This window comes from Pseudonocardia sp. ZF1 (assembly GCF_056835605.1).
Genome location: NZ_JAJNBY010000001.1, coordinates 3,215,364 through 3,236,117 on the forward strand (window position 1 = coordinate 3,215,364; position 20,754 = coordinate 3,236,117).

The 20,754-nt window shown below is 74.7% G+C and carries 19 protein-coding genes and 1 pseudogene; 8 read left to right on the forward strand and 12 right to left on the reverse strand.

Annotated elements, in window-relative coordinates:
• Position 1: 1 nt before the first annotated feature.
• From mihF to pyrR, 8 genes and pseudogenes are all read right to left on the reverse strand, one after another.
• Entirely contained in the window at positions 2-316 is a 315-nt protein-coding gene (gene mihF, locus ZF1_RS15605; protein WP_020627642.1) for an integration host factor, actinobacterial type, read from the reverse strand.
• A 509-nt stretch (positions 317-825) separates the two neighbouring features.
• Complete coding sequence (pyrF, locus tag ZF1_RS15610; RefSeq protein WP_251782382.1) at positions 826-1,659, reverse strand: orotidine-5'-phosphate decarboxylase; 834 nt, start codon at positions 1,657-1,659, stop codon at positions 826-828.
• Positions 1,656-4,967 (reverse strand): carbamoyl-phosphate synthase large subunit, encoded by a 3,312-nt coding sequence (carB, locus tag ZF1_RS15615; protein WP_482637609.1) that lies wholly within the window; start codon positions 4,965-4,967, stop codon positions 1,656-1,658. Before carB ends, pyrF begins: the two co-directional genes overlap by 4 nt.
• Positions 4,967-5,239 carry a hypothetical protein gene (locus ZF1_RS15620; protein WP_482637610.1) on the reverse strand — a complete coding sequence of 91 codons (273 nt, stop codon included), beginning with the start codon at positions 5,237-5,239 and terminating at the stop codon, positions 4,967-4,969. Before ZF1_RS15620 ends, carB begins: the two co-directional genes overlap by 1 nt.
• A 404-nt stretch (positions 5,240-5,643) precedes the next feature.
• A pseudogene (gene carA, locus ZF1_RS15625) lies at positions 5,644-6,747 on the reverse strand (glutamine-hydrolyzing carbamoyl-phosphate synthase small subunit); the annotation flags it as partial.
• Positions 6,747-8,039, reverse strand: a complete 1,293-nt coding sequence (locus ZF1_RS15630) for a dihydroorotase (protein ID WP_482637611.1) — start codon at positions 8,037-8,039, stop codon at positions 6,747-6,749. The gene ZF1_RS15630 and the pseudogene carA, both read right to left, overlap by 1 nt.
• Positions 8,036-8,980, reverse strand: a complete 945-nt coding sequence (locus ZF1_RS15635; protein ID WP_392701008.1) for an aspartate carbamoyltransferase catalytic subunit — start codon at positions 8,978-8,980, stop codon at positions 8,036-8,038. The genes ZF1_RS15630 and ZF1_RS15635 overlap by 4 nt, the downstream gene beginning before the upstream one ends.
• A complete protein-coding gene (pyrR, locus tag ZF1_RS15640; protein ID WP_062395627.1) occupies positions 8,977-9,570 on the reverse strand; it encodes a bifunctional pyr operon transcriptional regulator/uracil phosphoribosyltransferase PyrR in 594 nt (197 codons plus the stop codon). Before pyrR ends, ZF1_RS15635 begins: the two co-directional genes overlap by 4 nt.
• Positions 9,571-10,153: 583 nt before the next feature.
• Here pyrR and bldD point away from each other — a divergent pair.
• Entirely contained in the window at positions 10,154-10,645 is a 492-nt protein-coding gene (bldD, locus tag ZF1_RS15645; protein ID WP_020625790.1) for a transcriptional regulator BldD, read from the forward strand.
• Positions 10,646-10,752: 107 nt separating this feature from the next.
• Here the strand turns inward: bldD and nusB are convergent, their stop codons facing one another.
• Together nusB and efp are read right to left on the reverse strand one after the other, a co-directional pair.
• Positions 10,753-11,172 carry a transcription antitermination factor NusB gene (gene nusB, locus ZF1_RS15650; protein ID WP_073574690.1) on the reverse strand — a complete coding sequence of 140 codons (420 nt, stop codon included), beginning with the start codon at positions 11,170-11,172 and terminating at the stop codon, positions 10,753-10,755.
• 1 nt (position 11,173) lies between these two features.
• Positions 11,174-11,734: an elongation factor P gene (gene efp, locus ZF1_RS15655; RefSeq protein ID WP_100877618.1), complete on the reverse strand. Its 561-nt coding sequence runs from the start codon at positions 11,732-11,734 to the stop codon at positions 11,174-11,176.
• Between the two features lie 105 nt (positions 11,735-11,839).
• Here efp and ZF1_RS15660 point away from each other — a divergent pair, with 105 nt between their 5' ends.
• Genes ZF1_RS15660 through ZF1_RS15675 form a run of 4 tightly spaced genes read left to right on the forward strand, consistent with a single transcriptional unit; the run spans position 11,840 to position 16,761 of the window.
• Positions 11,840-12,505: a response regulator gene (locus tag ZF1_RS15660; RefSeq protein ID WP_100877617.1), complete on the forward strand. Its 666-nt coding sequence runs from the start codon at positions 11,840-11,842 to the stop codon at positions 12,503-12,505.
• Positions 12,492-14,597, forward strand: a complete 2,106-nt coding sequence (locus ZF1_RS15665; RefSeq protein WP_482637612.1) for a histidine kinase — start codon at positions 12,492-12,494, stop codon at positions 14,595-14,597. Before ZF1_RS15660 ends, ZF1_RS15665 begins: the two co-directional genes overlap by 14 nt.
• Before the next feature lie 29 nt (positions 14,598-14,626).
• Positions 14,627-15,562, forward strand: coding sequence for an ABC transporter ATP-binding protein (locus ZF1_RS15670; RefSeq protein WP_482637613.1), 936 nt, complete (start codon positions 14,627-14,629; stop codon positions 15,560-15,562).
• Complete coding sequence (locus tag ZF1_RS15675) at positions 15,559-16,761, forward strand: ABC transporter permease (protein WP_482637614.1); 1,203 nt, start codon at positions 15,559-15,561, stop codon at positions 16,759-16,761. Before ZF1_RS15670 ends, ZF1_RS15675 begins: the two co-directional genes overlap by 4 nt.
• On the opposite strand, the gene ZF1_RS15680 is transcribed toward ZF1_RS15675, so the two are convergent.
• Positions 16,748-17,827 carry a M24 family metallopeptidase gene (locus tag ZF1_RS15680; RefSeq protein WP_482637615.1) on the reverse strand — a complete coding sequence of 360 codons (1,080 nt, stop codon included), beginning with the start codon at positions 17,825-17,827 and terminating at the stop codon, positions 16,748-16,750. The two genes, ZF1_RS15675 and ZF1_RS15680, sit on opposite strands and share 14 nt — an antisense overlap.
• 46 nt (positions 17,828-17,873) lie before the next feature.
• Here ZF1_RS15680 and ZF1_RS15685 point away from each other — a divergent pair, with 46 nt between their 5' ends.
• Both ZF1_RS15685 and ZF1_RS15690 read left to right on the forward strand, forming a co-directional pair.
• Positions 17,874-18,590: an MBL fold metallo-hydrolase gene (locus tag ZF1_RS15685; RefSeq protein WP_482637616.1), complete on the forward strand. Its 717-nt coding sequence runs from the start codon at positions 17,874-17,876 to the stop codon at positions 18,588-18,590.
• A gap of 24 nt (positions 18,591-18,614) precedes the next feature.
• Positions 18,615-19,130, forward strand: coding sequence for a hypothetical protein (locus tag ZF1_RS15690; RefSeq protein WP_482637617.1), 516 nt, complete (start codon positions 18,615-18,617; stop codon positions 19,128-19,130).
• Here ZF1_RS15690 and ZF1_RS15695 read toward each other — a convergent pair.
• On the reverse strand, positions 19,086-20,015 hold the full coding sequence (locus ZF1_RS15695; RefSeq protein WP_073574683.1) for a YhjD/YihY/BrkB family envelope integrity protein: 930 nt from the start codon (positions 20,013-20,015) through the stop codon (positions 19,086-19,088). The genes ZF1_RS15690 and ZF1_RS15695 overlap by 45 nt on opposite strands.
• Before the next feature lie 140 nt (positions 20,016-20,155).
• Here ZF1_RS15695 and ZF1_RS15700 point away from each other — a divergent pair, with 140 nt between their 5' ends.
• Positions 20,156-20,740 carry an HdeD family acid-resistance protein gene (locus tag ZF1_RS15700; RefSeq protein ID WP_251782374.1) on the forward strand — a complete coding sequence of 195 codons (585 nt, stop codon included), beginning with the start codon at positions 20,156-20,158 and terminating at the stop codon, positions 20,738-20,740.
• Positions 20,741-20,754: the final 14 nt, after the last annotated feature.

Sequence of the window (20,754 nt, forward strand, 5' to 3'; positions counted from 1 at the left end):
ATCAGCTCGGGTAGCGCTCGAGCAGCGCCTTGCGCTGGCGGTCACCCAGACCACGCAGACGGCGGCTGGTCGCGATCTCCAGCTCCTCCATGATCTGCTGGGCGCGGACCTTGCCGACGTTCGGCAGGGCCTCGAGCAGCGCCGAGACCTTCATCTTGCCGAGGACCTCGTCGGTCTCGGCCTTCTTCAGCACCTCCTCGAGGGTGGTGCCGCCGCGCTTGAGGCGGTCCTTCAGCTCGGCCCGGGCCCGGCGCGCGGCCGCGGCCTTCTCCAGCGCGGCGGCGCGCTGTTCCTCGGTCAGCTGGGGAAGGGCCACGGTTGGTTCCTCCGTACTTTCCTGTGTCGTTCTCGTCGTTCTCGCCGCCGTGATCCCGGCTCGCGCCGGGGTGTCGCGTCAGCGATCGGGTGGTGGGTCGCACCGACCCGTCCGGGGGACGTCCCCGGCGTCGTATTCGAACGTACCCACGACCTCCACGGAAGCGTCAATGGGGGTCCCACCTCCGGTTTCGGCCGTCAGGAGGTGATCAACGGCACCCTGTTCGAACCACGACAGGAGTGCCATCCGGCTCCCCCGTAGGGCGGGTCGGCGCAGTGCTGCCCGCCGGACGGGGCAGCCGGCCCACCACCGGACGCGCCCGATCGACGTCCCGGTGCGCCCGGGGGCGCCCGGCGGGTGGCGCGGACCGTCCGGCGCGCGTCCGGCGTCGCCGGCCCACCACCGGGCCCACGCCGTCCGGGAGTCCGTGATCGCGACGCGTGAGGTGTCCGGCGCCGGATCCGGCACCGGACACCTCACGGCGGACGATCACCGGGACCGGCGCCCGCTCAGTGCGACCCGGCGGCGGTGGAGGCCAGCTCCTCCCCGAGCAGGTGCGCCGCGTCCCGCAGGGCGACGGCGTCGGGGCCGGCCTGCAGCACACCGCGCGCCGACACCGGCAGGACCGGGCCCGCGGTGCCCGCGAACCGCGACACCACGTCGGCCGGGCTCGCGCCCTGGGCACCGAGCCCGGGCACCAGCACCGGGCCGTTCAGCGCGGTCAGGTCGAGGCCGTGCTCGTGGGTGCCGCCGACGACGACGCCCACCGCGCCGCGGGGCCGGGCACCGGCGTTGCGGGCGGCGGCGTCGTCGACCATCCGCTGGGCGACGCTCACCCCGTCCGCCGTCGTGGCGCACTGCACCGCGGCACCGTCCGGGTTGGACGTGCGGGCCAGCACGAACACCCCGCGCCCGGCCTCGTCGGCGGCGGTCAGCGCCGGCTCCAGCGACCCGAACCCCAGGTAGGGCGACAGCGTGAGCGCGTCCGCCCCGAGCGGCGCGCCGACGCGCAGGTAGGCGTCGGCGTAGCCGTCCATGGTGGACCCGATGTCGCCGCGCTTGGCGTCGAGCAGGGTCAGGGTGCCCGAGCCCGCGAACCCGGCGAGCAGCCGTTCCAGCACCGCGACGCCGGCCGAGCCGTGCCGCTCGAAGAACGCCGCCTGCGGCTTCACCACCGACACCGCCCCGGCGAACGCCGCGTGGCAGCGGTCGGCGAACGCGGCGAGGCCGTCGGCGTCGTCGGTGAGGTCCCAGGCCGCCAGCAGTGCCGGGTGCGGGTCGATCCCGACGCACAGCGGCCCGTGGGCGGCGACGGCCCCGTCGAGCCGGGCGGCGAAGCTCACGCCTTGGCCTTCAGCGCCGCGTGCGCCTGCTGCAGCGACCGCACGCCGATCCCGCCCGAGGCGAGCGCCTCGATGCCCTGCACCGCGGCCGCGGTCCCCTGCACCGTGGTGATGCACGGCACCCCGCGCGACACCGCGGCGGCGCGGATCTCGTAGCCGTCGACGCGCGGGCCGGGGTTCCCGACCGGGGTGTTGACGATCAGGTCGACGTCCCCGGCGAGGATGGTGTCGACGATCGTCGGGGTCTCCGGTCCGGAGCCCTCGCTGTGCTTGCGCACCACGGCGACGTCGATCCCGTTGCGGCGCAGCATCTCCGCGGTGCCCTCGGTGGCGAGGACCTGGAAGCCCATGTCGGCCAGGCGGCGGATCGGGAACACCATCGCCCGCTTGTCGCGGTCGGCGATGGACACGAACACCGTGCCCGAGGTCGGCAGCGAGCCGTAGGCGGCGGCCTGCGACTTGGCGAACGCCGGGCCGAAGGCGGAGTCGAAGCCCATGACCTCGCCGGTGGACTTCATCTCCGGGCCGAGCAGCGGGTCGACGCCCTGGCCCGCGGTGTTGCGGAACCGGTTGAACGGCAGCACCGCCTCCTTGACCGCGACCGGGGAGTCGGCGGGCAGCGCGCCGCCGTCGCCGGTCGCCGGGAGCAGGCCCTCGCCGCGCAGGTCGGCGATGGTGGCGCCGAGCATGATCCGGGCGGCGGCCTTGGCCAGCGGCACCGACGTCGCCTTGGACACGAACGGCACCGTCCGCGACGCCCGCGGGTTGGCCTCCAGCACGTAGAGCACGTCGCCGTGCAGGGCGTACTGGACGTTGAGCAGCCCTCGCACGCCCACGCCGTGCGCGATGGCGGCGGTCGCCTCGCGGACCTTCGCCAGCACCGAGGAGCCCAGCGTGATCGGCGGCAGGGTGCAGGAGGAGTCCCCGGAGTGGACCCCGGCCTCCTCGATGTGCTCCATCACGCCGCCGAGGTAGATCTCCTCGCCGTCGCACAGGGCGTCGACGTCGATCTCGATGGCGTCGTCGAGGAACTTGTCGACCAGCACCGGGCGGTCCGGGGAGATGGTGGTGGCGCGGGCGATGTAGCCGGCCAGGGTCGCCTCGTCGTAGACGATCTCCATGCCGCGGCCGCCGAGCACGTAGGACGGCCGCACGAGCACCGGGTAGCCGATCCGGGTGGCGATCCCCCGGGCCTGCTCGAAGGAGGTGGCCATGCCGAACTCCGGGGCGGGCAGGCCGGCCTTGCGCAGGACCTCGCCGAACGCGCCGCGGTCCTCGGCCAGGTCGATCGCGGCCGCGGAGGTCCCGACGACCGGCACCCCGGCGTCGGTGAGGCGCTGCGCGAGCCCCAGCGGGGTCTGCCCGCCGAGCTGCACGATGACGCCCGCGACGGTGCCGGAGGCCTGCTCGGCGTGCACGACCTCCAGGACGTCCTCGAAGGTCAGCGGCTCGAAGTAGAGACGGTCGGCGGTGTCGTAGTCGGTGGACACCGTCTCCGGGTTGCAGTTGACCATGACGGTCTCGAACCCGGCGGCGCGCAGCGCCATGACCGCGTGCACGCAGGAGTAGTCGAACTCGATGCCCTGCCCGATGCGGTTCGGGCCGGAGCCGAGGATCAGGACCTTCGGCTTCTCGGTCTGCGGGGCGATCTCCGACTCGGCCGCGGGATCGGTCTCGTAGGCCGAGTAGTGGTACGGCGTCCTCGCCGCGAACTCGGCGGCGCAGGTGTCGACGGTCTTGTAGACCGGCCGGATGCCGAGGCGGTGGCGCAGGGTGCGCACGCCGTCCTCACCGGCGAACTCGGGGCGCACCGCGGCGAGCTGACGGTCGGACAGGCCGTGGCGCTTGGCCCGGCGCAGCAGGTCGGCGTCGAGGACGGGTGCGGCCTCGAGCTCGGCGCGGATCTCCCCCAGCAGCGCGATCTGGTCGACGAACCAGGGGTCGATGCCGGAGTTCTTGGCCACGTCGTCGACCGACTGGCCGGAGCGGAGCGCGCGCTCGACCTCGTAGATGCGGCCGTCGACCGGGACGGTGTACTGCGGTTCGCCCTCCGGGTCGGGAGCGGTCCAGAACCCGGCCCGGGCCCGCTCCATCGAGCGCAGCGCCTTGCCCAGCGCCTCCGGGAACGAGCGGCCCAGCGCCATCGCCTCGCCGACGGACTTCATGGTCGTCGTCAGCTCGGGGTCGGCGCCGGGGAACTTCTCGAACGCGAACCGCGGGATCTTGACCGCGACGTAGTCCAGCGACGGCTCGAACGCGGCGATGGTCTCACCGGTGATGTCGTTGCGGATCTCGTCGAGGGTGTAGCCGACGGCGAGCTTCGCGGCGATCTTGGCGATCGGGAAGCCGGTGGCCTTCGACGCCAGCGCCGAGGACCGGGAGACCCGGGGGTTCATCTCGATCACGACCAGGCGCCCGGTCTCGGGGTGGATCGCGAACTGGATGTTGCAGCCGCCGGTGTCGACGCCGACCGCGCGCAGCACGGCGATGCCGACGTCGCGCATGTGCTGGTACTCGCGGTCGGTCAGGGTCATCGCCGGGGCGACGGTGATCGAGTCACCGGTGTGCACGCCCATCGGGTCGATGTTCTCGATGGAGCAGATGACGACCACGTTGTCGTGGTGGTCGCGCATGAGCTCCAGCTCGTACTCCTTCCAGCCGAGCACCGACTCCTCGATGAGGACCTCGGTGACCGGGGAGGCGGCGAGCCCGGCGCCGGCGAGGCGCTCCAGGTCCTGCGCCGAGTGCGCCATGCCCGAGCCGAGCCCGCCCATGGTGAACGACGGCCGGATGACCACGGGCAGACCCAGCTCGTCGGCGGCGGAGCGGACCTCCTCCATGGAGTGGCAGACCCGGGAGCGGGGGACGTCGCCGCCGACCCCGATCACGATGTCCTTGAACTTGAGCCGGTCCTCGCCGCGCTCGATCGCGTCGACGTCGGCGCCGATCAGCTCGACGCCGTGGCGCTCCAGGGCACCGTTCTCGTGCAGCGCGATCGCGGTGTTGAGTGCGGTCTGCCCGCCCAGGGTCGCGAGCATCGCGGTGACCGGGGTGCCGTTGTCGCGCTCGGCGACGATGACCTTCTCGACGAACTCCGGGGTGATCGGCTCGACGTAGGTGGCATCGGCGAACTCCGGGTCGGTCATGATCGTCGCCGGGTTGGAGTTGACCAGGGAGACCCGGATGCCCTCGGACTGCAGCACCCGGCACGCCTGGGTGCCGGAGTAGTCGAACTCGCAGGCCTGACCGATGACGATCGGCCCGGAGCCGATCACCATGACGTGGTCGATGTCGTCGCGGCGGGGCATCAGTGGTCCTCCTGCCGGGCCTGGTCGTGCCGGTCCGGGTGCTGCGGGGTGGATGGGGATCCGGTGGGCGGTGGCGGCCACGGGCGGTCGTCGACGGGCCGGGCACGGCCGGACACCGGGTCGCCGCCCGGTGCCGGGTCGGCCGGGGTGTCCTCGGCGTCCGGGTCGGCGGTGGCGCCCGGGTGGGCGGGCGTACCGCCGTCGCGGCGCAGCGCGTCCTCGATGTCGGAGAACGGCGCCGTCAGCGGGTCCGGGGTGCCGGGGCGGCCCACGGCGGGCATCCGGCTGGTGGGCGGCTCGACCTCGTCGCGGCCGGTGGCCGGGGAGCCGGCCGGCGGGGTGACGGGCAGCCGGGTGGTGTGCTCGTCGGCGGCGTCCGGTCCGGCGTCGGCACCGCCGTGCGGGCCCTCCGGGCTGCCCGGCTCGAACCCGCCCGCGGCCGGGGCCGGGGTCGGGGCGGGCGGGTGGGCCGCAGGTCGACCGACGGGGCCGCGGTCGCCGTCGGCGGCGTGGCCGGGTCGGGCTGGGCGGTCATCGCCGGCGCGGCCTCGGTCCCGGCCCCGGGCCGGGCCTCGGCCTCGGAGTGGGTCTCGGCCTCGGGCCGCGGGTACGGCGCGGGTGCGGTGCCCTCGGGCCGCTGTCCGGCGACGCCGGCGTAGCCGACCGGGTACTCGGTCATGAGCTCCACGAAGCGGTCGAACAGGTCCGACGCGTCGTGCGGGCCCGCGGCGGCCTCCGGGTGGTACTGCACGGAGAACGCCGGGAAGTCGAGCCCGGCCATGCCCTCGACGCAGCCGTCGTTGGGACAGGTGTGGGTGATCTGGGCGCGGCCGTAGGGGGTGTCGAACTCCTCGCCCGCCTCGCCGGACACCGCGAAGCCGTGGTTCTGCGAGGTGATCGCGATCCGCCCGGTGGCGTGCTCGACGACCGGGATGTTGATGCCCCGGTGGCCGTAGCGCAGCTTGTAGGTGGACCGGCCGAGCGCGCGGCCGAGGATCTGGTTGCCGAAGCAGATCCCGAACAGCGGGATGCGCCGCTCCAGGACCTGCCGGGCGAGTGCGACGGGGCCGTCGGCGGTGGCCGGGTCACCCGGGCCGTTGGCCAGGAAGAAGCCGTCCGGACGCAGCGACTCGACGGTCTCGATGGTGCTCGACGCGGGCAGCACGTGCACCTCGATGCCCCGGGCGGCCATCATCCGGGGGGTGTTGAACTTGATGCCGACGTCCAGGGCGGCGACGACGAAGCGTCGCTCCCCCACTGCGGGCACCACGTAGGCCTCGGCGGTGGTGACGGCGCCGTAGAGGTCGGCGCCCTCCATCTGCGGGGACTGCGTGACCCGCTCGACCAGCTCGTCGTCGGGGGCGAGGCCGGGGCCGGAGAAGATCCCGGCGCGCATGGCGCCCTGCTCGCGCAGGTGGCGCACCGCGGCGCGGGTGTCGATCCCGGCGATCCCGACGACCCCCTGGGCCCGCAGTGCGTCCTCCAGCGAGCCGGTCGCCCGCCAGTTCGACGCCCGCCGGGCGGGGTCGCGCACGACGTAGCCGGCGACCTGGATCGCCCGCGACTCGTCGTCCTCGTCGTTCCAGCCCGTGTTGCCGATCTGCGGTGCGGTCTGCAGCACGATCTGGCGGTGGTACGACGGGTCGGTCAGGGTCTCCTGGTACCCGGTCATGCCGGTGGTGAACACGGCCTCACCGAGTGTCTCCCCGGTGGCGCCGTACGCCTGTCCGCGGAAGATCCGCCCGTCCTCGAGCACCAGTAGCGCTGTCCTGTCCCCCATCACTGCACAACCTTCCCGTCCTGCGCGGTGATGCGTCCCCGCAGCACCGTCGCGACCACCGTTCCGGGCAGCCGCATTCCCTCGTACGGCGTGTTCGCCGCCTTGCTCGCCAGCTCCGCACCGCGGACCGTCCAGACCCCGTCCGGGTCGACCAACGCGAACGTCGCCGGCTCCCCCTCCGCGATCGGACGGCCCTGGTCGGGCAGGTTCCCGATCTCCGCGGGGCGCTCCGACAGCACCCGCGCGACGCCGTGCCAGTCCAGCAGGCCCGGCTCCACCATCGTCTCGACCAGCACCGACAGCGCGGTCTGCAGGCCCAGCATGCCCGGCTTCGCGGCCTGCCACTCGGTGTCCTTGTACTGCGCGGCGTGCGGGGCGTGGTCGGTCGCGACGACGTCGATCACGCCCTCGGCCAGCGCCTCGCGCATCGCGCGGGTGTCGTCGGCGGTGCGCAGCGGCGGGTTGACCTTGTTCACCGGGTCGTAGCCGGTCAGCCGGGAGTCGGTGAGCAGCAGGTGGTGCGGGGTGACCTCGGCCGACACCCGCACGCCCTGGGCCTTGGCCGCGCGCAGCACGTCGATCGTGCGGGCGGTGGAGATGTGGCAGACGTGCAGCCGCGCGCCGGCCTCGCGGGCCAGCGCGCAGTCGCGGGCGACGATCGTCTCCTCCGCGGTGGCGGGCCACCCGGCGAGCCCGAGGCGCGCGGCGACGGCACCCTCGTGCGCCTGGGCGCCGCCGGTGAGGCGGTGGTCCTCGGCGTGCTGGGCGATGACGACGTCGAGCGCGGAGGCGTACTCCAGCGCGCGGCGCATGATCAGCGGGTCGTTCACGCAGCGGCCGTCGTCGGAGAACATCCGCACCGCGGCGCGGGAGGCGGCCATCGTGCCGAGCTCGGCGAGCTTTTCGCCGCCGAGGCCGACGGTGACCGCACCGACCGGGTGCACGTCGACCAGCCCGATCTCCTCGCCGCGCCGGCGCACGTGCTCGACGACGACGTCGGAGTCGGCGACCGGGGTGGTGTTCGGCATCGCGAACACGGCGGTGAACCCGCCGAGCGCCGCGGCACGGCTGCCGGTCTCGATGGTCTCGGACTCCTCGCCGCCGGGCTCGCGCAGGTGCACGTGCAGGTCGACGAAGCCGGGCAGCAGCACGGCGCCGTCGGCGTCGAGGACCTCGGTGCCCTCGGGCGCGGTCAGGCCGGTGCCGATGGTGGCGACGACGCCGTCGGCGGCGAGCACGTCGACCGGGTCCCCGCCGTAGGGCCGGGTGTTGCGGATCAGCAGGTCGGTCATTCGGGAGCTCCGGCGAGAAGGTGGTAGAGGACGGCCATCCGCACGTGCACGCCGTTGCGCACCTGGGCCAGGACGGCGGAGTCGGGGGCGTCGGCGACCGCGGGGGCGATCTCCATGCCGCGGATCATCGGGCCGGGGTGCAGGACGACCGCGTGGTCGGGCAGGAGCCCCGCGCGGTCCTCGGACAGCCCGAAGCGCACCGCGTACTCGCGCGCGGAGGGGAAGAAGCCGCCGTGCATCCGCTCGGACTGCACGCGCAGCATCATGACCGCGTCGAGTGCGGGCAGCTCGGCGTCCAGCTCGTGGGACACCCGGCACGGCCAGGACTCGACGCCGGTGGGCAGCAACGTCGGCGGCGCGACGAGCACGACCTCGGCGCCGAGGGTCGCGAGCAGCAGCACGTTCGACCGGGCGACCCGGGAGTGCAGGACGTCGCCGACGATCCCGATCCGGCGCCCGGCGATGCCGCCGAGCCGGTCGCGCAGGGTCGCGGCGTCGAGCAACGCCTGGGTGGGGTGCTCGTGGGTGCCGTCACCGGCGTTGACGATCGCGGTGGGGGTGCCGGTGACCTCGCGGTCGGCGTCCACCCAGTGCGCGAGCCGGTGCGCCGACCCCGAGGCGGGGTGGCGCACGATCACGCAGTCCGCGCCCATCGAGGACAGGGTCAGCGCGGTGTCGCGCAGCGACTCGCCCTTGGAGACCGAGGAGCCGGAGGCGGACACGTTCACGGTGTCGGCGCTCATCCACTTGCCGGCGATCTCGAACGACACCCGGGTGCGGGTGGAGTTCTCGTAGAACATCGTGATGACCGTGCGGCCGCGCAGCGTCGGCAGCTTGCGCACCTCGCGGCCGAGCAGCGCCTCGCGCAGCCGGTCGGAGGTGTCGAGCAGCGCGGTCGCCTCGGCGGCGTCGAGGTCGGCGACCGAGAGCAGGTGTCTCACCTGTCCCCCTCTCCCTGGGTGATCCAGACGCCGTCGCTGCCATCGATCTCGGTCAGCGAGACCAGGATCTGCTCCGAGCGCGACGTCGGGACGTTCTTGCCGACGTAGTCGGCGCGGATCGGGAGCTCCCGGTGGCCGCGGTCGATCAGCACGGCGAGCTGCACCGCGCGCGGACGGCCCTCGTCGCGCAGGGCGTCGAGCGCGGCGCGGGTGGTGCGCCCGGACATGAGGACGTCGTCGACGAGCACGACGAGCCGGTCGTCCACGCCGCCCTCGGGCACCGCGGTGGACTCCAGCGCACGGGCCGGGCCGCGGCGCAGGTCGTCGCGGTAGAGGGTGGCGTCGACCGAGCCGACGGCCGGTGCGGCGCCGGCGAAGTCGGTGATCGCGGCGGCGAGCCGGTGGGCCAGGTGCACGCCGCGGGTGGGGACGCCCAGGAGCACGAGCCCGTCGGGGTTCTCGGCGCTGAAGGCGGTCTTCTCGATGATCTGGTGCGCGATGCGCGCGACGGTGCGGGTGACGTCGGCGGCGGACAGCAGTTCCCGTGCGGGCTGCTGTGCGTCGGCGTCCCCGCGGCGGTTCTGCGCCACGAGGTGGTCTCCTTCCCCGCCTCACCGGACGGGTCTTAAAGGACGGTCGTACACGAGCTGTGCGCCAACCTAGCAACTCGGCGGGTGCCCGCGCGGGACGGCCGCAGCGCGTCACACCGCGAGCCGCGCCACAGCCGCGTCACCCGTTCGAGGTCACGTTCCCGTCACGATGCGCGATGGCCGACGGCCGTCCGGCACGACACCTTGCGATACCCGATTCTGCCCATGCGCACCCACAGGGGCGGGTGGTGGGATCGCGCACCCACACCCTGCGCTACCGCTGACGAGGGACGTGGACTGCCCCGTTCGTGTGGGAAACCGCTCGTCAACCCCCCGAGCAGGGGGTCGAACTTGACGGTGCCGGACCGGACCCGGAGGATTACTCTCCGTATCAATCAGCACGCGTGCAGCAGCGCCGCGACGAGCGGGACGGTCGGGACGCCGGCACCCGCCGGAGCTGCCGCCCCGAACGGGACCACCCACAGGGGCGACGACGCGGCAGGCGCGACAACGCCACCGGTGCACCGCCGGTGACCGGCCGGTCCGGCCACACCGGTACGGACCGTCAGGAACGAGGAGATCGATGGGCGACTACGCCAAGGCGCTCGGGGGCAAGCTCCGGGCGATCAGGCAGCAACAGGGGCTCTCCCTGCACGGCGTCGAGCAGAAGTCGGGCGGACGCTGGAAGGCGGTCGTCGTGGGCTCCTACGAGCGCGGGGACCGTGCGGTGACCGTGCAGAAGCTGGCCGAGCTGGCCGACTTCTACGGCGTCCCGGTGGCCGAGCTGCTCCCCGAGGGCCGCATCCCGTCCGGCAGCGAGCCCGCGACGAAGATCGTGATCAACCTGGAGCGGCTGCAGCAGCTCCCCGCGGACAAGGTCGGGCCGCTGGCCCGCTACGCCGCGGCCATCCAGAGCCAGCGCGGCGACTACAACGGCAAGGTGCTCTCGATCCGCGCCGAGGACCTGCGTTCGCTCGCGATCATCTACGACATGTCCCCCGGCGAGCTGACCGACCAGCTCATCGACTGGGGAGTGCTCCCGCCCGAGGCGCGTCCCGGGCAGCACGTGGGATGATCTGTTCCACCGGCCGCGTCCCAGGGGAAGGGTGACGCGACCGGTCGGGCGGTGGCCGGGGTCTGCACAGTCCCCCGGCCACCGCCCTTCGTGTGTTCAGGCCCTGGTCAGAGGGTCGCGCGCAGGTGCTCGGCGATGTCGGAGATCTGGCCGAGCACCCCGTTGACGTAGCGCGGGGAGTCGTCGGTCGACAGCGTCCGGGCCAGCTCGACGGCCTCGGTGATCGCGACCGGGTCGTCGACGTCGTCGACCCACAGCAGCTCGTAGATCCCGAGCCGCAGCAGGCCGCGGTCGACCGCGGGCATCCGGTCGACGTCCCAGCCCTCGGCGTGCTCGGCGATCAGCTGGTCGATCCGGTCCCGGTGGGTCGCGACGCCCTCGACGAGCCGCGCCGCGTAGTCCTGCACGGGCGGCGCGTCGTCGGTCTCGCGGCGCGCGGCGAGCACGGACAGGGCGTCCTCACCGCGGGCCTCGGCCTCGAAGAGGATGTCCAGAGCCCGTTTACGGGCCTTGGTGCGTGCGCGCACCTCAGCTCACGCGGCCGAGGTAACGGCCGTCCCGGGTGTCGACCTTGACCGTGGTGCCGCTCTCCAGGAACAGCGGCACCTGGATCTCGGCGCCGGTCTCCAGGGTCGCGGGCTTGGTGCCGCCGGTGGAGCGGTCACCCTGCAGGCCCGGGTCGGTGTGGGAGATGACCAGCTCGACCGAGGTCGGGAGCTCGATGAACAGCGGCTCACCCTCGTGCAGCGACACCTGGGCGGAGGCGTTCTCCAGCAGGTAGCGCGCGGCGTCGCCGACGGCCTTCTCCGGGATCGGGATCTGGTCGAAGGTGTCGCCGTCCATGAAGACGAAGTCGGTGCCCTCGCGGTACAGGTAGGTCATGTCGCGGCGGTCCACCGTCGCGGTGTCGACCTTGGTGCCCGCGTTGAAGGTCCGGTCCACGACCTTCCCGGACATCACGTTCTTCAGCGTGGTGCGAACGAACGCACCGCCCTTGCCGGGCTTGACGTGCTGGAACGCCGTCACGGTCCACAGCTGGCCCTCGATGTTCAGGACCAGGCCGTTCTTCAGGTCGTTCGTGGTCGCCACGTGCGCGCTCTCCTGCTCGGATCTCGGATTCGTGCGTCGGTCAGGGTACCGCCACCCGGTTCGCAGGCCCGCCCGAGGGGCGGGCGACCTGCCAGGATGGGCGCCATGACGGTGCGGGTGGTGGTGGCCGACGACCAGGCGGTGGTGCGGGCGGGGCTGCGGACGGTGCTGGCGGCGGCGCCGGACATCGACGTCGTCGGGGAGGCCGGGGACGGCGCGGAGGCCGCCGAGCTGGCCGAGACCCTGCGCCCGGACGTCGTGCTGATGGACGTCCGGATGCCCGGCACCGACGGCATCGAGGGGACCCGACGGATCCGCGCGCTGCGCGACCCCGGCATCCGTGTGCTGGTGGTGACGACGTTCGACCTGGACCGCCACGTCTACGACGCCCTGCGGGCCGGCGCGTCCGGCTTCGTGCTGAAGGACGTCGAGCCGGAGGACCTCCAGGTCGCGGTCCGCACCGTGCACGCCGGGCACGAGCTCTTCGCGCCGTCGGTCACGCGGCGGCTCGTCGGCTCGTTCGTCCCGGCCGACCCGCCCGCCCCGGCCGGGCCCGCGGCCACGCTGACCGAGCGGGAGCGGGAGGTGCTCGGTCTGGTCGCCGCCGGGCTGTCCAACGCCGAGATCGCCGACCGGCTGGTGCTGGGCGGCACGACGGTCAAGACCCACGTCTCGAACCTGCTCACCAAGCTGGGGCTGCGCGACCGGGTGCAGCTGGTGGTGTTCGCCTACGAGCACGGGCTGGTGGGAGCCGCCGGTGCCGACGGCTGAGCCCGGCCCGGACGCCCCCGCGCCCGCCCCCACGCCGCTGCCCGGCACGCGCGCCGGGGATGTCGCGCTGGCGGTGCTGGCGCTGATCCTGGTCGCCCAGGAGCTGGTCACCACCCTGGTCCTGGAGATCCCCGGCTACACCCACCGGCTCACCCCGCCGCTGTCCGTGGCGCTGGCGGCGGTGCTGAGCCCGGCGATGGCCGCCACCGTGCTGCTGCGCCGCCACCGGCCGCGGCGCGCCTACCTGGTCCTGGCCGTGCTCACCGCCCCGGCGATGGCGTTCCTCGGCGGGTTCGCGACGTTGCTGTGGCCACTGCTGGCCTTCTCCGTCGCGCGGGCTCCGCAGCGCGGACCGGCCGGCGCGGCGGCCTGGGTGACGCTGCCTTGGCTCGGTGCGCTCGGCCTGGCCGGGCTGCTGCGCGTCCCGGTGTCGCCGGATCCGGCGACCGAGGCGGGGATGCTCGTCGGCGGCTCGGTGGTGGTGGCGCCGCTGCTGGTGATCGCCGCCCTCGCAGGGCGCTGGAGCCGGTCCGCCGCGTTGCGCGCCGACCGGGAACGGGCCGAGACCGACCGGCTGCGGCACGGCACCGCGCTGGACGCCGAGCGGTCCCGGATCGCCGAGGAGATCGGCGGCGGGGTGCTCAGCGGTCTGCGCGGCCTGGTCGCCCAGGCCGGCGCGCTGGGCCCCGGCGCGACCGAGGCCGACCTGCGGGCCGTGCGGGAGCGGGCCCGGTCGGTGCTGGCCGCGATGCGCCGGGTCCTGGGCGTACTCCGCGCGCCCGCCGCCGTCGAGCCGGGTCCCGTCGCCGTCGCGGTGCCGGAGCCCGCCGTTCCCCCGCGGCGGCGCCGGCTGCCGGTACCCGACCGGGCCGGGCTGTGGGCGCTCGTCGCGTTCGTGGTCCCGGCACTGCTGATGGGGGCGCTGGTCGCCCCGGTGGCCGGCCTGGACACCGGGCAGCCCGTCGTCGACGGGTTCCTGCGCATGCTGCAGCTGCCGTGGCGGAACCCGGCCGCGGCGGTCGTCGTGGTGGCGCAGTTCGCACTCGTCGCCTGGTGGCGGACCGCGCCGGTGCCGGCGCTGTTGCTCGCCGGGGCCGGGTCGCTCGCCGCGGGTCTGCTCGACGGCTCGAACGTGTTCGCCGAGTCGGCCTGGGTGCTGCTGGTCTGGGGCGCGGCGACCGCGGCGCCGGTCGTGCCGTCCGCGGTGGCCGTGGTGGTGTCGACGCTCGTCGTCGTCGCCGGGGGTGTCCTGACGGGGGTGTGGGACCGGCTCGGCTACCCGGAGTCGGTCGTCGTGCTGAACTTCCTGGCCGTGGTGCCGCTGTGGGCGGCCGGGGTCGCGGTCCGCCACCACCGGCTCGACACCGCGGCCCGGCGGCGCGCGCTCACCGAGGCGGGCGTGCGCGACGCGCTCACCCGCGAACGCCTGCGCGTGGCCCGCGACCTGCACGACGTCGTCGCCCACCACGTCTCCGCGGTGGCGGTGCAGGCCGGGGCCGCGCGGCTCGCCGCCGACCCGGCGACGCGCGCCGAGGCGCTCGGGCACATCGCCGACTCGGTGCGCCGGGTCGCCGAGGCGCTGCCCGCGCTGGCCGATCTGGGTCCGGACCCGGACGGCGCGGACCTGTCCCCCGCCGCGCTGGAGGCGCTGGTGGCGCCGTCCCGCTCGGCGGGTCTGCCGGTCGCGGTGACGGTCGAGGGCGCTCCGGCGGAGACGCCCGGTGAGGCGGAGCTGTTCGCGCGGCGCATCGTCACCGAGGCCCTGACCAACACCCTGCGCCACGCCGGGCCCACCCCCACCCGGGTACGGGTCACCCAGGGCGGCGCCGACGAGCCCGTCGTCGTGGAGGTCGACGACGACGGCCCGGTACCCGGCCACCGGCCCGACGGGACCGGCTCCGGCCTGGGCCTGCTCGGCATGCGGGAACGGGTCGCGCTGCTCGGCGGCGACCTGTGCACCGGCCCCGGCGACGGTCCGGGGTGGACGGTCCGCGCGGTGCTGCCCCGCAGCCCGCTCGTCCGCGAGGACGACCCCGCCGCGTCGCCGATCTCGTCCTGCGCGCCGATCCGCGAGGGGACACCCGGCTCGTAGCGTCGGCCCCCACGAGCGGGGAGGGACCGATGACAGCACAGCAGCAGCTCCGGGCCGGGCCGGTGACCGGCACCGGCGCGACGCTCGAGATCGACGCGCTGACCAAGCGCTACGGCGGCACGGTCGCCCTGGACGGGGTGAGCTTCGACGTCCGCCCGGGCGAGATCTTCGGCTTCGTCGGCTCCAACGGCGCCGGGAAGACGACGACGATGCGGATCGCCCTCGGGGTGCTGGCGGCGGACTCCGGGCAGGTCCGCCTCGGCGGGCGCCCGGTCGATCTCGACGTGCGCCGCACCATCGGCTACATGCCCGAGGAGCGCGGGCTGTACCCGAAGATGAAGGTCGGCGTGCAGCTCACCTACCTGGCCGAGCTGCACGGCGTCGACCGGGCCGCGGCGCGCCGGGCGGTGCTGCGCTGGGCCGAGCAGCTCGGTGTCGACCACCGGCTCGGTGACACCGTCGACGCGCTCAGCCTGGGCAACCAGCAGCGCGTGCAGCTGGCCGCCGCGCTCGTGCACGACCCGGCGGTGCTGGTGCTCGACGAGCCGTTCTCCGGGCTGGACCCGGTCGCCGTCGACGTGATGAGCGAGGTGCTGCGAGAGAAGGCCCGCGCCGGGGTGCCGGTGCTGTTCTCCAGCCACCAGCTCGACCTGGTGCAGCGGCTGTGCGACCGGGTCGGGATCCTCGTGGCCGGCCGGATGCGGACCGTCGGCACCGTCGGCGAGGTGCGCCGCGGTGGCGGCACCCGGCTGGAGGTCCACGCCCCCGCCGCCGCACCCGGCTGGGCGCAGGGCCTGCCCGGGGTCACCGTGCTCACCCACGACCGCGGCCGCACCGTCCTGGCGCTCGGCGACGGCGCCGACGACCAGCGGGTCCTCGCCGCGGCGCTCGCCACCGGGCCGGTGCGCGGCTTCACCGTCACCACGCCGTCGCTGACCGATCTGTACCGGGAGGTCGTCGCATGACCGGGTCCGCCACCCTGCCCGCGCACCGCGCGGTCGCGCTCGTCGCGCGTCGCGAGTTCCGGGTGCAGGTGCACAAGCGCAGCTTCTGGATCAGCAACGCGATCATGGTGCTGGTCATCGTCGGCGGCATGGTCGCCTACGCGGTGTTCGGCTCCGGCGGCGACGACCGTCCCACCGTCGGGGTCGCCGGGGACGCCTCGCTCGCCGCGGCGGTCACGACCGCCGGGGAGCGGCTCGGCCTGCCCGTCGAGGTCCGGGAGGTGCCGTCCGCGGCCGCCGGGCGCGACGCCGTCGCCGCCGGGGACCTCGACGTCGCCCTGACCGCGGACGGCCCGGCGGGCGCGGTCGCCGTCGTCGACTCGGACGTGCCGTCGGCGACCCGCGCGGTGCTCGACGCCGCGCTCGCCGACCGGGCCACCGCGGCCGCCCTGGGGACGGTGGGACTCACCCCGGCCGAGCTGGCCGCCGCGACCCCGCCCGCCGGGCTCACCGTCGACGCGCTGGATCCTGCCGACCCCGAGGCCGGGCAGCGCACCGCGCTGTCGTTCGCCGTGCTGATCGTGATGTTCATGCAGATCGTGGGCTTCGGCCTCACCGTCGCCATGGGCGTGGTCGAGGAGAAGTCCAGCCGCGTGGTGGAGCTGCTGCTGTCGACGATCCGCCCGCTGCACCTGCTGTGGGGCAAGGTGCTGGGCATCGGCGCGGTCGGGCTGGTCCAGCTGCTGCTCTACGGCGTCGTCGGCATCGGCGCCGGGATCGCCACCGGGCTGCTGACGATCACCGGCACCGCGCTCGGGGTGTTCGGCGCCGCGCTGGGCTGGTTCGTCCTCGGCTACGCGTTCTTCGCGGTGCTCTACGCCGCGGCCGGGTCCCTCGTGTCGCGCCAGGAGGACGTCAACTCCACCACCGGGCCGCTGATGATGCTGCTGTTCGCGATGTACGGCGTCTCGTTCTGGTTCCTGGGCTCGCCGGACTCCGCGGTGCTCGGCGTGCTGTCGTGGATCCCGCCGTTCCCGGCGATGCTGATGCCGCTCATGATCGCCGACGGGTCCGCGACCGCCTGGCACGTCGCCGGGTCGGCCCTGGTCATGCTGGTGGCGCTGGTCCTGCTGGCGAAGGCGGGCGCCCGGGTCTACGAGCGGTCGGTGCTGCGGATCGGGGCGACCGTGCCGTGGCGGGAGGCGCTCAGATCTCGATGAGCTCGCGGGGCAGCCCGGTCAGCGGCACGGCCGGGCCGCCCGCGACGACGTGCAGGGTGTCCTCGATCCGCACCCCGCCCCGTCCGTCGAGGTAGACGCCCGGCTCGACGGTCACGACGTTGCCGGCGTCGATCCGACCGGTGGCGGTGGTCCCGAGCCACGGCGGCTCGTGCACCGCGAGCCCGACCCCGTGGCCGAGGCCGTGCGGGAACCGTTCGCCGTGCCCGGCGGCCGTGATCACGTCCCGGGCGGCCGCGTCGACGGCGGTCACCGACGCCCCGGGGACGAGTGCGGCCCGCCCGGCCGCGGCGGCGGCGTCGACCAGGGCGTGCAGCTCACGCTGCCAGTCCGCGGCCGGGCCCAGGCAGAACGTGCGCGTGGTGTCGGAGTGGTAGCCGTCGAGCGCCGCCCCGAAGTCGATCTTGACGAGGTCGCCGCGACGCAGCTCGGTGCCGGTGGGGCGGTGGTGGGGCACCGCGGAGTGCGGACCGGCGGCGAGGATGGTGTCGAAGGCGGGGCCGTCGGCGCCCAGGCGGCGCATCCGGTCGTCGAGGTCGAGCGCGACGTCGGCCTCGGTGCGTCCCGGGCGCAGGCCGCCGTCGTCGAGCAGGGCGCGCAGCGCGCTGTCGGCCAGCGCGCAGGCCGCGGCGATCCGCTCGACCTCGCCGGCATCCTTGACCGCGCGCAGCCGCCCGGCCAGGCCGGGGGCGCGGCGCAACCTGCGGCCGGGGACGGCGTCACGGACCGCGGCCAGCCCGTCGACGGTGAGGGTCGCCGAGTCGTAGCCGAGGGTCAGCCCGGCGGGGACCCGGGCCGCGGCGGCCGGCGCGCTCGGCCGGTCGACGAGGATCTTCAGGCCGGGGCACTGCTCCGCGGCCTGGACCCGGTAGCGCCCGTCGGTGCAGAGCAGGTCGCCGCCCGGGTCGGCGGCGATCACCGCGGCGGCGTTGGAGCCGGTGAACCCGGTGAGGTGCCGGACGTCGATCAGGTCGGTGACCAGCAGTGCGTCCAGTCCGGCGGCGGGGAGCAGGGCGCGCAGGGCGTCGCGCCGGGCGGGGTGGGACATGGCCCGAACCCTATGTGCGGTGTCGCGCCTGTCTAGGGTCACCGGCATGGGTCTCTACTTCCGCCAGCTGCTGTCGGGCCAGGACTACGCCGTGGGTGACCCGGTGGCCACCCAGATGGTCAACTTCTCGTACCTGATCGGCGACGACGAGACCCGCGAGGCCGTCGTCGTCGACCCGGCCTACTCCCCCGACGAGCTGCTCGCGACCCTCGACGCCGACGGCATGCGCCTGACCGGGGTGCTGGCCACGCACCACCACCCCGACCACGTCGGCGGCACGATGATGGGCTTCGACCTCGTCGGCGTCGCGCAGCTGATCGGGTCGCACCCGGTGCCGATCCACGTGCAGCGCACCGAGGCCGACTACGTGACGCGGGTGACCGGGCTGTCGGCGACCGACCTGACCCCGCACGACCACGACGACGTCGTCGAGGTGGGGAACGTCGCGATCCGGCTGCTGCACACCCCCGGCCACACCCCGGGCAGCCAGTGCTTCCTGGTGCCCGGCCCGGACGGCGACCGGCTCGTCGCCGGGGACACGCTGTTCCTGCAGGGCTGCGGGCGCACCGACTTCCCGGGCGGCGACACCGCGCAGATGTACCACTCGCTGCAGCAGCTGGCAGCGCTGAAGGGCAACCCGACGGTCTACCCGGGGCACCGGTACTCGCCGGCGTCGAACGCCCCGCTCGACGACGTGCGGGCCACCAACACCGTCTACCGGGCGACCTCGGCCGAGCAGTTCGTGGCCGCGTTCGGGTCATGACGGTCGGACCGTGACGGCCGGGTCGTGACCCCGGCCGCGGTGGTGCTCGTCGAGGGGGCCAGCGACGCCGCGGTGCTCGAGACCCTCGCGCGACGTCGCGGCACCCCGCCCGGCGACGTGGCGATCGTCGTCCTGCACGGCTACACCAACCTGGGCACCGCCCTGGCGGCCCTCGCCCCGGCCGCCCCGGACCGGGTCGCCGTGCTGTGCGACGCCGGGGCCGCGGCGTACTGCCGCCGGGCCGCCGGGGCGGCGGTGCCGGTCCGGGTGTGCGACGCCGACCTGGAGGACGAGCTGCTGCGCGCGCTCGGCACCGCGCGGGTGCACGCCGTCCTCGACGCCTGCGGTGAGCTCGCCGCGCTGCACGCCCTGGCCCGTCAGCCCGGCCGGCGCGGCCGCGGCGACGACGAGAACCTGCGCCGGTTCCTCTCGGCGCGCTCCGGGCGCAAGGCCCGCTACGGCGCGCTGTTCGCCGTCGAGCTGGACCTGCGGGCGCTACCGGACCCGCTGCGCCGGGTCCTCGACGACGTCGGTCTCTGACCGGGGTGCGGGGTCGGTCCCGTCGGTCGCGATCCACGCCGCGGAGAACACCAGCAGCCGCGACAGCAGGAACAGGAAGAACAGCGTCGCGAGCACGGTGCCGAACACGGCCCCGCCCGCGGTGTCGGACACGGCGCCGACGACGAGCGCGACCCCGAGCTTGAGCAGCTCCAGCGCGACCGCGCCGACGGCGGCGGGACGCACGACCCGGCCCGGCGGGACCGGCCGGCGCGGCAGCCGGGCCAGTACGAAGCAGAACACGGCCCAGTCCAGGACCAGCACCACGACGGCGCCGAGCACCCGCAGCGCGACCCGGCCGCCGAGCGCGTCGCGGACGCCGACCAGCTCCAGGGTGAACCCGGCCAGCCCGGTCACGGCGAACGTCACCACCACCGAGGCGAGGACGGCGACGCCGAGCACGGCCAGCGCGCCCAGGTCCCACAGGACCCGGCGCGGCGAGACGATCCGCTCGGCGGGCAGCCGGAACTGCGCCGACAGCGCCTCCCGCAGGTACGACGTCCACGTCGACCCGGCCCACAGCACCCCGAGCGCACCGATCCCGACGAGCGACCCGCTGCGGTCGGCGGCGGCCTCCACGGCGGGGGCGACGGCGCCGGTCAGCCCGGCCGGGAACGCCGCCTCGACGGCGAGGACCAGGTCGTCGCGGGAGGTGGTGCGCCAGAACACGAGCAGCCCGAGGGCGAAGAACAGGACGAGCAGCAGCGGCACCGCCGCGATCACGGTGTAGAACGCGACCGCGGCGGACAGGTGGTTGCCGCGCTGGTGGCGGTAGCGGTCGGCGGCCCGGCGGGCGTGCCCCACCAGGGACGACCGGGCGGGGAGCTCACGGAGCCGTCGCAGGCCGTCCCGGATCACGTCGCGCACCCGGTCATCCTCTCCCACGGCCCCCATCGCGATCCGCGCCGGAGCGCCGGTGCCACGGGGGGACCTTCGCCCCGGTCGCGGCTCCGGTGCGGGTGGGACCGTTACCCGCCACAACCCCTCCACCCGGACGGAGCACGACCATGGTCGACGCGAGTGACGGAACGGGACGGGCGCCCACCGCCGAGGACGCCACATCACACGGGGTCCGCGGACTCGTCGTACTCCGCGGTGTCCTGGTCCTGCTGTTCGGGCTGGCCGTGCTGGTGACCCCTGGCCTGGCCCTGCTGGTGCTGATCTACGTCTTCGCCGCGTACGCGCTGGTCGACGGCGTCGTCGCGGTCGTGCTCGGGATCCGGCACCGGGGCGAGCGACCCGGCTGGGGCTGGGCCGTCGCGCAGGGCGTGGTGTCGGTCGTCGCCGGTCTGGCGGCCTTCGCGCTGCCCGGGACCGCGGCGCTGTTCTTCCTCTACGTGGTCGCGTTCTGGGCGATCGTCGCCGGGGTCGTCACCGCGGTCTCGGCGAACGAGGTCCGCAGGCACGGCGGGCCGTGGGGATGGGTCGCCGGACGGGCCGTTCTCGACGTGCTGTTCGGAGTACTGCTGCTGCTGTGGCCCGCGTCCGGGATCCTCGCGATGCTGTGGCTGGTCGGGACGTTCGCACTGGCCGCAGGGGTGCTGCTGCTCGTGCAGGCCGTCGGGTCGCGTACCCACCCCGCCCTCGGCTGAGGTGTACCGACCGC

Coding starts and splice junctions, on each gene's coding strand:
- carB (WP_482637609.1), bottom strand. CDS start 4,967: ATGCCCCGCCGCGACGACATCGACCACGTCATGGTGATCGGCTCCGGG.
- ZF1_RS15630 (WP_482637611.1), bottom strand. CDS start 8,039: ATGACCGACCTGCTGATCCGCAACACCCGGCCCTACGGCGGGGACCCG.
- bldD (WP_020625790.1), top strand. CDS start 10,154: ATGGGCGACTACGCCAAGGCGCTCGGGGGCAAGCTCCGGGCGATCAGG.
- ZF1_RS15660 (WP_100877617.1), top strand. CDS start 11,840: ATGACGGTGCGGGTGGTGGTGGCCGACGACCAGGCGGTGGTGCGGGCG.
- ZF1_RS15670 (WP_482637613.1), top strand. CDS start 14,627: ATGACAGCACAGCAGCAGCTCCGGGCCGGGCCGGTGACCGGCACCGGC.
- ZF1_RS15675 (WP_482637614.1), top strand. CDS start 15,559: ATGACCGGGTCCGCCACCCTGCCCGCGCACCGCGCGGTCGCGCTCGTC.
- ZF1_RS15680 (WP_482637615.1), bottom strand. CDS start 17,827: ATGTCCCACCCCGCCCGGCGCGACGCCCTGCGCGCCCTGCTCCCCGCC.
- ZF1_RS15685 (WP_482637616.1), top strand. CDS start 17,874: ATGGGTCTCTACTTCCGCCAGCTGCTGTCGGGCCAGGACTACGCCGTG.
- ZF1_RS15700 (WP_251782374.1), top strand. CDS start 20,156: ATGGTCGACGCGAGTGACGGAACGGGACGGGCGCCCACCGCCGAGGAC.